15 protein-coding genes and 1 tRNA gene are annotated in these 13,846 nt (G+C 45.6%); 9 read left to right on the forward strand and 7 right to left on the reverse strand.

Annotated features, from left to right (window positions below; all coding sequences use genetic code 11):
- The 3 genes from BI182_RS08425 to BI182_RS08435 form a co-directional block, all read right to left on the reverse strand.
- A partial coding sequence (locus BI182_RS08425; RefSeq protein ID WP_286806831.1) for a hypothetical protein occupies positions 1-490 on the reverse strand: 490 nt, incomplete at its 3' end.
- A gap of 1,022 nt (positions 491-1,512) precedes the next feature.
- Positions 1,513-1,589 (reverse strand) — tRNA-Arg (locus BI182_RS08430).
- A 99-nt stretch (positions 1,590-1,688) separates the two neighbouring features.
- Positions 1,689-2,555 (reverse strand): DUF2238 domain-containing protein, encoded by an 867-nt coding sequence (locus BI182_RS08435; protein ID WP_228883012.1) that lies wholly within the window; start codon positions 2,553-2,555, stop codon positions 1,689-1,691.
- A 123-nt stretch (positions 2,556-2,678) separates the two neighbouring features.
- On the opposite strand from BI182_RS08435, the gene BI182_RS08440 reads away from it, so the two are divergent.
- From BI182_RS08440 to BI182_RS08465, 6 genes are read left to right on the forward strand one after another with little or no spacing between them, the layout of a single operon-like run.
- Complete coding sequence (locus BI182_RS08440) at positions 2,679-3,431, forward strand: hypothetical protein (protein WP_286806834.1); 753 nt, start codon at positions 2,679-2,681, stop codon at positions 3,429-3,431.
- The gene (locus tag BI182_RS08445; RefSeq protein ID WP_148636290.1) at positions 3,424-3,615 is read left to right on the forward strand and encodes a hypothetical protein; all 192 of its coding nucleotides are present in this window, start codon (positions 3,424-3,426) and stop codon (positions 3,613-3,615) included. Before BI182_RS08440 ends, BI182_RS08445 begins: the two co-directional genes overlap by 8 nt.
- A 9-nt stretch (positions 3,616-3,624) precedes the next feature.
- Positions 3,625-4,308, forward strand: a complete 684-nt coding sequence (locus tag BI182_RS08450) for an Ig-like domain-containing domain (RefSeq protein ID WP_286806836.1) — start codon at positions 3,625-3,627, stop codon at positions 4,306-4,308.
- Complete coding sequence (locus BI182_RS08455; protein WP_286806839.1) at positions 4,309-5,322, forward strand: FecCD family ABC transporter permease; 1,014 nt, start codon at positions 4,309-4,311, stop codon at positions 5,320-5,322.
- A gap of 5 nt (positions 5,323-5,327) precedes the next feature.
- The gene (locus BI182_RS08460) at positions 5,328-6,131 is read left to right on the forward strand and encodes an ABC transporter ATP-binding protein (RefSeq protein WP_207648663.1); all 804 of its coding nucleotides are present in this window, start codon (positions 5,328-5,330) and stop codon (positions 6,129-6,131) included.
- A gap of 35 nt (positions 6,132-6,166) precedes the next feature.
- Entirely contained in the window at positions 6,167-7,249 is a 1,083-nt protein-coding gene (locus BI182_RS08465) for an ABC transporter substrate-binding protein (RefSeq protein ID WP_148636287.1), read from the forward strand.
- A gap of 62 nt (positions 7,250-7,311) precedes the next feature.
- Here the strand turns inward: BI182_RS08465 and BI182_RS08470 are convergent, their stop codons facing one another.
- Positions 7,312-8,034 (reverse strand): gamma-glutamyl-gamma-aminobutyrate hydrolase family protein, encoded by a 723-nt coding sequence (locus BI182_RS08470; protein WP_286806847.1) that lies wholly within the window; start codon positions 8,032-8,034, stop codon positions 7,312-7,314.
- Positions 8,035-8,248: 214 nt separating this feature from the next.
- Between BI182_RS08470 and BI182_RS08475 the strand changes: the two genes are divergently transcribed.
- Positions 8,249-8,962, forward strand: a complete 714-nt coding sequence (locus tag BI182_RS08475) for a hypothetical protein (protein ID WP_286806849.1) — start codon at positions 8,249-8,251, stop codon at positions 8,960-8,962.
- Between the two features lie 51 nt (positions 8,963-9,013).
- On the opposite strand, the gene BI182_RS08480 is transcribed toward BI182_RS08475, so the two are convergent.
- The gene (locus BI182_RS08480; protein WP_070372739.1) at positions 9,014-9,631 is read right to left on the reverse strand and encodes an NUDIX hydrolase; all 618 of its coding nucleotides are present in this window, start codon (positions 9,629-9,631) and stop codon (positions 9,014-9,016) included.
- Between the two features lie 165 nt (positions 9,632-9,796).
- On the opposite strand from BI182_RS08480, the gene BI182_RS08485 reads away from it, so the two are divergent.
- Entirely contained in the window at positions 9,797-10,183 is a 387-nt protein-coding gene (locus BI182_RS08485; protein WP_070372740.1) for a desulfoferrodoxin family protein, read from the forward strand.
- Between the two features lie 69 nt (positions 10,184-10,252).
- Here BI182_RS08485 and BI182_RS08490 read toward each other — a convergent pair whose 3' ends face one another.
- Positions 10,253-10,987: a glycoside hydrolase family 25 protein gene (locus tag BI182_RS08490; RefSeq protein WP_286806854.1), complete on the reverse strand. Its 735-nt coding sequence runs from the start codon at positions 10,985-10,987 to the stop codon at positions 10,253-10,255.
- A 233-nt stretch (positions 10,988-11,220) separates the two neighbouring features.
- Between BI182_RS08490 and larE the strand changes: the two genes are divergently transcribed.
- Complete coding sequence (gene larE, locus BI182_RS08495; RefSeq protein WP_263992535.1) at positions 11,221-12,036, forward strand: ATP-dependent sacrificial sulfur transferase LarE; 816 nt, start codon at positions 11,221-11,223, stop codon at positions 12,034-12,036.
- On the opposite strand, the gene BI182_RS08500 is transcribed toward larE, so the two are convergent.
- A complete protein-coding gene (locus BI182_RS08500) occupies positions 12,033-13,796 on the reverse strand; it encodes an ABC transporter ATP-binding protein (protein WP_263993172.1) in 1,764 nt (587 codons plus the stop codon). The genes larE and BI182_RS08500 overlap by 4 nt on opposite strands.
- Positions 13,797-13,846 lie beyond the last annotated feature (50 nt).

The following is a 13,846-nucleotide window of genomic DNA, read 5'->3' on the forward strand; positions in this document are numbered from 1 at the left end:
CAAAATCGATCTCTGCTTCACTGCTATCAGCTAAAATAACAGTGGATCGATCTGCTTCTATTAACTCAGTAATGACATAATAATCTTTTTTCCAGATATCTTTATTATAGAGTTCAATGATTTTGTTTTTCAATTCTTGATAATTATCGGTTAATGTAGTCCGACAATTGTTAAATGAAAAAAATACTTTAGATGAATCACCAAACGCAATTTTCAAACTTGCTTCAAACATATCTGGTACCGTGACGCTGGGAGCTAATGACACATTGAAATCAACACCTTTGCTAAAATCAATTTTATTATCAGATGTTTCTCCCTTTAATTTCTTTGCTGTGATGCCAAAATCTTTTACATTACCTTTTCGAGTGAATATCCCATCATCAACCGATCCAAAATCACCCAGTGATAGTGGATATCCCGGAGGAAATACCGGATAATAACCCCACTCATTTTTAACAACATTGGCATAACTTTCAAATACAGAATTCATTTGTAGTTCACCTCTCAAATTCTTGTTTTATCATCCTAAACCCGATTCGTGACTATATCCAAATGTCGAAACATATCATTTTCATCACTTTTCTTACTGATATACCTCCTTTGTGACTGTTATTCTTACTAATAACCCCTTTTTGACACGTCTAAACACAGCGATTCATTTTTCTTATCAATAACCTCCTTGATTGTTTTCTGTTTCCCGAGGAAACAGATTTACCATATCTACCCATGTTGAAAAGTTTGTGATTGCGATCAAAATACTTTTATTTTCTTTTTCAATCACTAAAAAAGGGCGTAGAAATCCTGAATGCAAAAAAGCATAAAGCTTGTCATTTCTACATCATTTATTAAAAAAGTCTGCTGGATAGGTTGTTTTTTCATGACCACTGGATTCTCATCATCCTTCGTCCAAACTACAAAGGTGATAAACACCTTAACGAATCCAAAATCTCTCCCGAAGTTTTCCCCGAACCGTGATTATTTTACTTGGGTTTACATTCTCATCCCCAATGACGACATTTTAATGCAGCAGCACATTAAAAAGCCGAATAGATTTATTATTTAGGCTCTACCACACCACGCTTCTGTTTTCGGTGCTCTAACGTTGTCCCCACCCTCATTATTTAGCTGTCTGATCCTTCTTAAATCAAATTTTAAGCACAACAAAAAGGGTGTGCAGCAATCACACGACTACTACACACCCCTTTGTTATTGAAAAGAAATATTCAGCTTGCGAAAAATTTCAATGATTCAACGCTCTTTAATACCGCCCTAGATACTGGAATGCGACAGGGCGAATTATTTGCTTTAACCTGGGCTTAACCATCCGGATCAATAAAAATCACAGCTGTGTAAAAGATATTATTTCTAAGAAAAACGAAAACAGCATCACTCATTGATGCGCTTTATAAAAAGGAGGAAAGAACAAGTGTCATCTCTATTGGTTAATTTTTGGTTAATTATGAAAAAATCCCATCCACAAGAAACTTGCGAATGGGATTAAAATGCGTTTTATGGCGTGCCCTGAGGGATTCGAACCCCCGACCTTCCGGTTCGTAGCCGAACGCTCTATCCAGCTGAGCCAAGGGCACGCATATCGTGACCTAGGATACTTCCGTTGGCCACGAAAGTTATTATAGCATATTCAAATCAAGAATAAAAGTCTTTTTTTATAAAATTGTATATTTTTTTCACGAATCGTGGTGATGCTTATTTTCGTAGTGTTCCCGTTCTTCTAAAATCTCCGCTTCAGTTTTTCGGCGAGGCATAAACCGCTTGGCAAACTTCCCTTTGCTGCGGTTTTTAATATAAAAATACCCGATGATTGAAAAGGTCATCGCTCCGATAAAATTGACAAACAAGTCGTTCATGGTATCATACAAGCCAATATCGATATAGCCTCCATAATGCCAAGGTATCCCATTGACAACCATGCTCTCGATCGGCATCACCACTGCCACATTCTTTCCTTCAGGATTAAAAAACACTGAACTGATCACCGTCAAGACCTTATCCTTCTGCATGTCAGTTTGAAAAAACAGATCCATTCCAAATTCAAAAAACTCCCAGACTACACCCACTGTCATCGAAAAACAAAAGGCTACCAGGGCCACAAAAGCCGGTGATAGCGAAAAAGTTACTTTTTCGTTACGGTTAAGGATGTCAATCATTGAAAAACCGATGGCTGCACAAAGAAAGCCGTTGATTGTGTGAAGCATATCGTCCCAGCGATCAAAGATCAAATAATACTCATTGATTTCCCCAAGAATCTCGGCCCCAAAAATAAATAACAGTACAATAATCTCCAAGGTTCCGGGCAGCACAATATTGAGTCGCTTGTTGAGAAAGTTGGGAATCATAAAGAGAATCAGCGTCAGTACACAAAGAAAGACATTGTTATAATTGCGATTGAAAATCTCAGCGATTAAGACCATAACCACCAAAATCCGCAGCGAAATATAAACAAAAGCCTTGATTTTATTTTCTCTGGCTTCTTCCCAAAAATCCTGGAGATGCTCAAGTAACCACGTTATTTTATCAATTTTCGTTTTTGTCATCGCATTTTCTTCCAGTTTCATAATGATTGTATTATTATACCATCATTATCAGGCGGTTTACAATTATAATCACTTCACTTATAATGACTATATTCAGCAAATTAAACCAAGGAGTTTTCCGCCATGAAATTTTACCTTTGTATTGACGACACCGACAACCTCGATTCCATCGGTACCGGAACCATCGCCGAGCAGATTCAGGAAAAAATTATCCGCCAGGGCTATGGGCCCTGTTCCCTGGTGACCCGACACCAGCTTTATATACATGAGGATATACCCTACACCTCCCATAACAGCTCGATGTGTTTTTACGGCGAAGCCCCAGATGACGCTCTAGCCACCATCATCGATCTGGCTGCCAAACATCTCGATACCGTTGCTGCAGTGGGTTCCGACCCTGGTCTATGCGTGCTAGCTTATGACGACAGCTGTCATTATGACGAATTGATGGAGTTTGGTATCCAGGCCAAGCAGACAATTCTGACTAAAGATGACGCAATGGCCTGTGCCCGTAACCACCAGCTCCATCTGTCCGAACACGGCGGTACCGGCCAGGGTATTATCGGCGCCCTGGCCGGAGTTGGATTGCGATTATTCGGCTGTGACGGAGAAATCAAAGGAGCTCTCAAAAATGCCGTAATCAACCAAAGCTACACAGTTGCGGATCTCAAAAACCTCCCCGAAGTCGAACAGGTTCTCGATCTGACCAGTAAGGAACCACTGGCCGATACGACCCTAATCCGCCTGGGCAATCGCTCCAAAACAGTACTTTACCGCCACCATTATGTACTTTTTGTCCGTCAGGACAAAAATAATCAGTACGTTACAATACCCAAAGCCGAAATCCGCCAACTGGGAGAGCACTTCTATGTCTGATCAACATCAACTTCCGATGGAAGCCTGGAAACAGGCACAAACCTTGGCAATAAACTGCCCTGAATTTAAGCCCGATGTGGAAGAAGAATGGTTGGCCGAGGAAACCATTTCCTGTTATAATTGCCGCTATCGGCGCTTTGTCGGAGCGGGAATCCGTTGTATGAAATCTTTATTTTATTTTTAGGAGGAAAACATGAAACCAAAAAACTTTACAAAAACAGTCCTATCCTTATTGTTAATCGGCCTGTTGGCCTTTGGATGCTGCGGCAGCGTTATGGCAGCTGGCGGTAATGGCTCCGGTGGTGGCAGTGGCGATGGTTCCGGTGGTGGCAGCGGGTCTGCAAGTGAAACCACCACGGCACCAGGCAGCGGCGACGGCACTGGCGGTGGTAGTACCGAACCGCTGACTATCGTCACTGTCACCCCGGCTGACAAATCCACCGAAATTGCTATTGATACACCGATCAAACTGGAATTCAGTAAAAACGTCGCCTATGCCACCGTCCGGGATGCCAACCTCAAAGCTGTCAGCCTCTGGGCCGGAGATCAGCCGGTGGCAGCCGAAATCACCATGGCCGATGACCAATTGGAACCGGATCTTAGAAACTTCATCAACATCGTTCCCAGCAAACCGCTTAAAGAGGGCACCGTTTATACTATCAAGGTTGACACCACCCTAAGTTCCAAAAGCGGCGATGTTCTGACAGCTCCCATCACTTTAACCTTTACCACCGCCGGAACAAACGAAGCTGCCAACCAAGCTACTTCTGAAACAGCAAATAGCGGTTCCGGTCTAAATACCACCGGGATCATCATTGGTCTGATGGCGATTGCAATTGTCGTGGGAATCGTCATCGTCCGACGTAAAAAAGCCTAAATGTCACCGCAAAAAAAAACACTTGTCACCATCATCCTGATTCTCCTACCACTGTTCTTTTTCTTTGGCACCCTTTGCATCGGCCGTTACTATGTATCTTTAAACGATGTCCTGACAACCCTGTGGCAGGGGCTCACCGGCACCCGTCGTGGTGTCAGCGCTGAAACTGCTACGGTGATTCTACAGATTCGTTTTCCTCGGGCCTTTCAGGGTGCCATGGTGGGGGCGGCTCTGGGCGCCAGCGGGGCCGCCTTTCAGAGCCTCTTTCGCAATCCTCTGGTTTCCAGTGGTATTCTCGGGGTTTCGGCCGGGGCTGGCTTCGGAGCTGCTTTGGCGATTGTGCTGTTCAACTCGATTTTTTTAACACCCTTGTTTGCCTTCGGCTTTGGAATTCTGGCGGTAATTCTCAGCTACTTTGCCGGGAAAATCGACAACACTTCCACTACCATCACCCTAGTACTGGGTGGCACCATTATTCAATCGATTTTTTCGGCGCTGATCTCACTGCTCAAATACCTGGCCGATACCGCTACCCAACTGCCAGCGATCACCTTCTGGTTGATGGGCAGTCTGGCCTCCACTAAAACTGCCGATGTCTTCCTGGCCCTCTTCCCAATGGCTCTGGGGATGGCTGGCATGCTGATCTTACGCTACCGCCTCAATGTCCTGTCAATGGGTGATCGTGAAGCTCGTACCCTGGGGATCAATGTGCCAGCCAATAAAGCTGCTATTATCGCCTTTGCCACCCTGGCCACCGCCGGAGCCGTCTGCGTCAGCGGCATCGTCGGCTGGATCGGGCTAATTATTCCCCATATAGGTCGGATGCTGGTGGGCAATGACAACAAGTGGCTTGTACCGGCTAGCATGTCGCTGGGAGCCTGTTTTGTTATTTTCTGCGACACTCTCTGCCGCAGCTTAACCGGCGGCGAAATCCCGCTGGGAATTGTCACCGCTCTGATTGGCGGTCCCTTTTTTATTTATCTGCTAAAAAAAACCAAAGGAAGGAGCTGGTAAGAATCGTGTTGCGTTTAAACAACCTGAGTTTTGGCTACACCCCCAAACGGCTGATTTTTGAGAATATCAGCTTTGTGGTTCAGCCCGGAGAAGTCTTCTGTGTGATCGGCCCTAATGGCTGTGGCAAAACCACTCTGATTGACAGTATCCTAGGGATCAATCAGCCGCAACAAGGAACCATTGAAGTCGGTGGCACCCGTCTTACCCAGTTGAAACCTCGGGAATTTGCCCAGAATATTGCTTATGTCCCCCAGAGTCACACCAAAACCTTTCCTTATACAGTGCTGGACATTGTGGTAATGGGCCGCACCGCCGCCACCCGAGGCTTTGGTGCACCGGACAGTAACCAGCGGCAACGAGCTCGAGAAAGCCTTGACCAAGTGGGTCTCAAAGGTTTTGAGGAACGGCTTTACACCGAACTCAGCGGCGGCGAACTGCAACTGGTGCTGATTGCCCGGGCCCTGACCCAGGACGCCCGCATCATGGTGCTGGACGAACCCACTGCTCACCTCGATTTTCGTCATGAGCTGATGGTAATGGAAATCATTACCTGGCTGGTCAAGGAACGGGGTCTAACTATTATCATGGCTACCCACTTTCTCAACCAGGCCTTTTATCTGGAAAATGCATCGGTCCCCACCCGGGTGGCGTTGATGAACGAGGGTAGAATCGAAGCCATTGGCCCCCCATCGACTGTGATTACCAGCGATAATCTCAAAGACGTCTTTAAAATCATTGCCACCACTGGTACCACCGATGAGGCCGGAATTCATCGGAAATTTATTGTGCCACTAAAAAATATCCGCTGACTGACTTAACTGATTTATCTAGAAAGGATCATTCCATGCTCAAAAGAAATTACTTTCTGTTTGGCACCCTGCTACTCGTCGGATTACTGCTAAGCACCCTGACCGGCTGCCAGATCCAGAACCAAGCCACAACGGTACCAACCAAAACAATTGTCGATTGTCTAAATCGGGAAGTAGAAATTCCGGCAGATCCCCAGCGGGTTGCCTGTCTCTACGCCTCCACCGCTCACATCATGACGATGCTGGGCCAGGAAGCTAAGATCGTCGGCATTCCCAACGGCATCAAGCGGGATGTACTGATGTCCTATAAACGGCCGGATATTGGTTCGGTATCGGTTCCCTTTAACGACGGTGCCATTAATATTGAAGAACTCCTGGCCACCAACACCGACCTGGTACTGCTGCGCAAAAGCACCGCCGAAAATGCCGGGGAAATCGAAAAACTCGATAAGGCCGGAATTCCCTGGGTTGTCATTGACTATGCCAGCCTGGATGATCTCCAAAAGGCCATCGCCGTAACCGGCACCGTTTTTAATCAGGAACAGCGGGCCACCGATTACAATGCCGCCCTCCAGCAAACTCTGACGCTGATTTCCGAGCGGGTCAGCAGTCTGCCGGAATCTGCCCGCCCCCGGGTTTACCATGCTGTCAACGAGGCCGCCCGAACCGACCTGGCTGGCGATCTCTGTAGCCAGATCACTGATGCCGCCGGGATTATCAATGTTTCAACTCAGGGCGGTAGTCTGATCACTGATGCCGAAAAAACGATGACTACTCTGGAACAGATCTACAGTTGGGATCCCGATGCTATCATTGCCAATGACATCATTGCCAGCAACTATATGCTAAGCGATCCCAAATGGTCGGGCTTAAGAGCCGTGGCCGAGCAACGAGTCACCACCCTGCCGGTCGGTGTCACCCGCTGGGGCCACCCTGGTTCGATGGAACCCCATATGGCTGCGTTATTTATCGCTATGACCTTTTATCCGGAGCTGTTTGCCGATGTCGATCTGACCCAGACCGTCAAAGACCACTATCAGCAATGGTTTGAACTTACGCTGACTGATGCCGATGTGGCCACGATCTTATCCGGTGAAGGGATGCGACTGGCAAAATAGCTAAGTCATGCCAATATCAAAAAAGGAATCCCGGCTGCATCAAAGCAGCTGGGATTCCTTTTTTAGTTTCGGCAGGCAGCAACAAAAGCCTGCAGTATTCTCAACGTATTTTCATCATCCCGCCATAAAAACTCAGGGTGCCATTGTACTGCCAGACCGAAAGCGAGACCCTCGATTTCCACCGCTTCCACCAGGCCATCCCTGCTAAACGCCGCGGCGGTCAGTTGGGGTGCTAAGCGGGCAATCGCCTGATGATGCATACTATTGACCCGGATCATTTCCATTCCTATGATTTCATACAGCCGGGATTTTTTATTGACCATAACCTCATGAACTGGAAATTCATAATTGTTTTGTTGAAAATGCTGAATCGGCAATTCCCGGTTGACCTGCTTATTGATATCCTGGTAGAGTGTTCCTCCTAATGCAACGTTAAATAATTGAAGTCCCCGACAGACCCCGAAAACCGGCTTATCCCGATCCATCACTGCCCGTAACAGTCGTAATTCCAAATGATCACGGGGTGGATAGATTTCATTGCAGTATTTTAGCAAAACTTCGCCATAGTGCTGCGGATCCACATCCTGGCCTCCGCTGAAAACAAAGCCATCCAATCGCTCGGCAATCGCTTCAATGTCCTCGTCGTGATTCAAAACTGACAAAATCACCGGGATTCCACCGGCGGCAATTATCCCCTCGGGATATCCCGGGTACATCCAGATGCTCTTTTTATTGCTGTCATATAAGGGTAAAATCCCAATTAAAGGTTTTTTTTGTGCACACATTTTCGTTTCCTCGTTTCTTACGCCTGGTTAAAGCTAGGGTAAAATGAAAATTATAACCCGTACCGATAACCTCAACCATTGATATTATTTTAAACGAAAAGCATCATAATCACAAGGAAAGTTTGATTCTTAGACATAATTGTGACCAAAGTGTGATTGCTATTGTACCAAAAGTGTTATAAAATATACTTAACTTTGAAACAGGAGCGACGGCATGTCAAAAAAAAGATTCTTATTTATCATACTAATTTCCCTGATTGTTTTACTCTTTGCCGGTTGTGACAAAGATGACGGTACCACCGCCTATCTCACCTTGATGACGGTTCCCACATCAGCAACCATCCCCAATGGACTGCATCTTGACTCGATTTTAAGCATCACTAATCCCATCCCGGATGATCCCAATGGCGCTACGACCACTGTTCAGTTTGGTGTTTTTGGTTATACCAATACCGCCGGAGAACCGGTTTACTATGTTTACGGCAAAAAAGAATCTATCTCTGACGACCAGTCTCATTTGCTGGAGCAAGGTTTTTATCAAATGGATTATCGGGTCGACGAACAAAACGTTTATCTGGCCTTGAAAAACGGCAGTTCTCCCCTGACCAAGGTTGACAAGGGTAACGGAATTCCCACCGTTTACGATGGTGAACTCCCCTTTGGATTCTATACCCCAGTGGAAGACAAGGATGGGTTTTACACCTTTGTCGATGCCAACGGAGTAACCCAATACCGGGTATATGCCACCTTCCTGAACAAGAACGGAAATTTTTTCCCGGCCTCGGAAGAAGGCCAAATGATTGCTGGTGCCTTGCCCATTAACAAGTCAGTGGAAGAAACCTTGCAATCCCAGGGACAAAGTGCTGTTTCCAAAATGATTACGACTCCAATTACCTGTACCAACATACCAACCACATATGTTGTATGAGCAAACCCACAAAAACAGCCACTCAGCAGTTTTTGTGGGTTTTATTGAGCTTTAGTCATACACCGGATGATATTCTGGATTTTGGTGGGCTTTAAAAAATAGGGTCAACTGTGCTTCGGTGGTTCGCCCCAGTGACAACGGTGGCAGCTGATCCATGGCAAAGAAACCACTCTCGATGGTTTCAGCGTTACATTTAAAGTCCCCCTCCAGTAATTCACACAGCATCAGGATCTTATAAATAGTATACGGACAGGTATCCTGGACCCATTTACTGCGATCCAGCAGCCCCACCAGTCGGGTTGGCTTAACCAGCACTCCAGCTTCTTCAAAGGCTTCTTTAATGACATTTTCCTGGGGTGTCCGGTTGACATCAGCCCACCCCCCCGGCAGAGACCAACGGCCATCAATCTTTTCCCGCACCAGCAGGATCTTATTGTCGACAATCACACCACCCCGAACATCGACCTTGGGCGTTAAATAGCCTTCTTCCCTGATATAGTAATCTTTAATCACCTCATGGGAAATCTCTGTATGTTTTTCGATGATTTCTCGGGACAGCTTTTCAATTTCACGATAGCGGACCAAATCATAGTCATTTTTGCAGTAGGTTAACCCCGACTGTGAGATTGATTGTAATTCTCTTGCCCATAAAAGCCATTGTTTTTCCATCTTTCTTCTCGAAGCAACGCTTCGCTCCTTTCAAAATTAACAATTTGTGTCTTCACTTTCTTGAATCTTATGTTATAATATAGATAAGAATTAATCTAATCTGTTTATTTCTTTATTTTTGGGGAATATAACAAAAGAGATTAACATTGACTTAGGAGGTCTATTATGTGTAAAGAACCAAAATTTTTCGTCTGTAAACATTGTGGGAATTTCGTAGGAATGATTCACGAATCAGGTGCTCAAATGATCTGCTGTGGCGATCCCATGACAGAAGTTGTTCCCAATACGACTGATGCCGCTCAGGAAAAACACGTTCCTGTCATCACCGTAAATGGCAATACCGTCACCGTTGATATTGGTAGTGTTCCCCATCCAATGACGCCTGAACACCATATCGCCTGGGTCTATCTTGAAACCACCGAAGGTGGCCAACGAAAATGTCTGGCCGAAACCGGGGCACCGAAAGCCGAATTTGCTCTAACCCCTGGGGATAAAGTCATTGCAGCCTATGAATATTGTAACCTTCATGGTTTATGGAAAGCAAGTTTATAATTAAACACATGCTGTGAAAAATAATCCAGTAACTATAAAAGCTGCCGTCTTGGCAGCTTTTTCAGATTGTCAGAAGAATTCTTCAATAAATTCAGCGTAAGTGCCGTTGTAAAGGTTCATATCAATAAACGTTTCATCACCATCATAGCCGTCCATCATACCCCGGTGACTATATTGCCAGAAGGTAAAGGTTTCACCGTTTGGCAACGTTTCAGGCCAGGCATTATCCAGATCGACGATCCAGATTTGATAATCTTTATAGTCGGTTCCAATATACATTTTAAAAATGCGCTGGGTGGTATAAATTATTGGTTTTACCCCATAATGATTTTCCAGTTCCTTTAGAAATTCATCAAGGATAACCTTAACCTGTTCCTTCGGTAAGGCATTGTCTTCATAAATTCCATACAATTCCAGATCGACGACCGGTGGGAGGTTCTGATCTGAAACCGGTACATTGGCAATAAAGTTCTGCGCTTGCGCTTTACCCGTCGTGTCATAATTTAAAAAGTGATATGCACCGACCTTAAGGGCTGTTTTCTGACTCGCTTCCCAGTTCGTTTTAAATTTCGTGTCCACATAATCATCACCCTCTGTAGCTTTGATGAAGGCGAAATCAATATTCTGATCAGCCAATAGTTCCCAATCAATATCGCCCTGGTAAGCAGACAGATCCACCCCTTTGACCAGATGATCCTCCCTTTTGGTCTGATTAAATGTATGGGTTACCCCATATATAATCAGCACAATGATAAACAAAACTCCAATTCCCACCCCCAGTGAGATAGCTTTTTTTACGGACATTCCATATTCCCCCTACTTTTTAATGTAAACCTGGTAATAGCAATTTGCTTCGCTGGCGGTTTGCGAAAGCCGACATCAAAGTAAATCTTTTTCAATGTTTATAAATTACGCAATTACTTATTTAATGTAAACATTATAACAAAATATTTACTGGCGGGGAACCCTCTTAAGGAGTTATAATATAGCCACCATCCCAATCAAAGAATTCAAATTGATACATACAAGGAGATGCCATGGAAATAAATACCATCCTAACCCCGGTTCTTGCCGAAAAACTGGTTGTTTTGAAAGATAATATCAAACGTTTCCCCAAAGTCAGTATTGCCTTTTCCGGCGGTGTCGACAGTACCCTGTTGCTGCAGGTAGCAGTTTCTGTGCTAGGAGATGCTGTATTGCCCATTACCGTTAACGGTGCGATGCTGCCCAAATCGGAATTTGCCGAAGCCCAAGCGCTGGCCAAAGCCATCGGAGCAATCCCCTTAGTGCTTGAAGCCGATGTCTTTGCATTGGAAAATTTTGTAAAAAACCCAACTGATCGCTGTTATCATTGCAAAAAATTTATTTTTACCCAGATCAAAGATGCTGCTCTGGCCAATGGCTACGAGGTAATTCTGGACGGCTCCAATCTTGATGATATGAAGGACTACCGACCCGGGATTAAAGCTCTCGGTGAGTTGGGGGTTTTTAGCCCATTAAAAGAGTCTGGACTAACCAAGCAGGATATTCGGGATCTCTCGGCCTATTACGGCTTACCAACAGCCACCAAACCGGCGATGGCCTGCCTGGCCACCCGGATTCCTACCAACACGCCGATTACTCCGGCCGCTCTGGCGGCTATAGAAGCCGGGGAGGATTTTCTCAAATCCCTGGGCTTAAGCCAATACCGGCTGCGACTGCTGGGCGATACCGCTAAAATCGAATGCGACCCTGACGATTTTACCACTATCATCGACAACCGCCTGGCCCTGATCGACACCCTGAAAAACCTCGGCATCAAATCCATCACCCTGGACCTGGCTGGCTACAACTGCGGCAATATGAACGGCTAAAACTCTTCGTTTAATTCATCCAGCTCCCGGTACATCTGGTAGAGATCGTAGTAGACCCCTTCTTCCCGGAGCAGTTCCTCATGAGAGCCTTTTTCGACAATCCCGTCTTCGGTAAGAACCAAGATCGAGTCGGCATTTTTGATGGTGGTCAGCCGATGAGCAATGGTAAAGGTGGTTCGACCCCGAGTCAGCTCTTTTAGGGATTCCTGAACAATCCGTTCGCTTTCATTATCCAGGGCCGAGGTCGCCTCATCAAGAATCAGAATCGGTGGATTTTTTAAAAATACCCGGGCAATACTGATTCGCTGCTTCTGACCGCCTGAAAGTTTGATCCCCCGTTCGCCGATATGGGTATCATAACCCTGAGGCAGCTTTTCAATAAATTCATGGGCCCCGGCGTGTTTGGCCGCCTGAATGACGCTGTCCCGGCCAGCATCATTCCGACCATAGCTGATGTTCTCATAGACCGTCCCCGAAAAAAGATAAACGTCCTGCTGAACAACCCCCACCTGGGTTCGCAGCGAATGGAGGGTCAAACCCTGAATATCCTGACCATCAATCAGAATCCGGCCGGAGCTCACATTGTAGAAGCGCGGAATCAGATGACACATGGTCGTTTTTCCGCTGCCGGACGGTCCGACTATGGCAATATTTTGCCCTGCCTTCACCTCAACATCGATATGAGACAGCACCGCATCACCACCATCGTTGTACTGAAAGCTGACATCTTCAAAACGGATATCACCAACCACATCGGTGAGTTCCACCTCATTCGCCTGATTTTCATATTCGGTCGGTTCATCAAGAATTTCGATAAAGCGCTCAAATCCGGTCATCCCCCGTTGAAACTGCTCGGCAAACTCGACAATCCGGCGGATCGAGGTAAGCAACGTCGTGACATACATCAGGTAGGCCACATAATCCCCGGGATTAATGGCGCCGTAAATCATAAAAATCCCTCCACAAACCATCACCAGCAGATACATCAGGCCGTCAAAGAGCCGGGTCGTAGTCTGAAATCCCGCAAAATAGCGATAAGTTTTCTTCTTTATTTCCAAAAACTGACTGTTTCCCGCTTCAAACTTCAGCTCTTCAATCGTTTCATTGGCAAAGGACTTAACCACCCGAATCCCCAGCAGATTGTCTTCCACTTGGGCATTGATCTCCCCGGTCTGCACCCGGGAGCGCTTCATCTCCCGGCGCATCCGCTTGCGGAAAAAAGTAGTGGTTAAAAACATCACCGGTAGGGCCATAAAAATAATTACTGTCAGCCAGAGATTGACGGAACTCAGAATCGCAAATGAAATCCCAATTTTTAGCGCGGCAATAAAAAACTCCTCCGGACAATGATGGGCAAATTCGGTGACGTCAAAAAGATCCGAGGTCATTCGGGACATCAGCTGGCCGATTTTCGTATCACTGTAAAACGAAAAAGATAACTTCTGCAGATGGGAAAAAAGATCCCGACGCATATCAGTTTCGATCCTTGCCCCCATCACATGACCGATATCGGCCATAAAATAATTGGCTACCGCATCGATGAGCCGCAACGCCAGATATAATAGTCCCAGTTTCAAGATAATCTCCACGGTCAGACTGGCCAGATCATTGATGGCGGTGTTGGTAATGAACCGAACAATTAACGGCAATACCAGATCGCAAACGGTCGTTAGGGTCGCGCAAAATAAATCCAACAACAGAATCCACTTGTATTTTTGATAATAGGGTATAAAACGTTTGATGAGTTGCGTATTTGTGATTTCCAAAAATATTCCTTCTTTCTTAATTGATGTATTTAAAAACTTAGGGC

This window comes from Acetobacterium sp. MES1 (genome assembly GCF_002237635.1).
Taxonomy (GTDB): domain Bacteria; phylum Bacillota; class Clostridia; order Eubacteriales; family Eubacteriaceae; genus Acetobacterium; species Acetobacterium wieringae.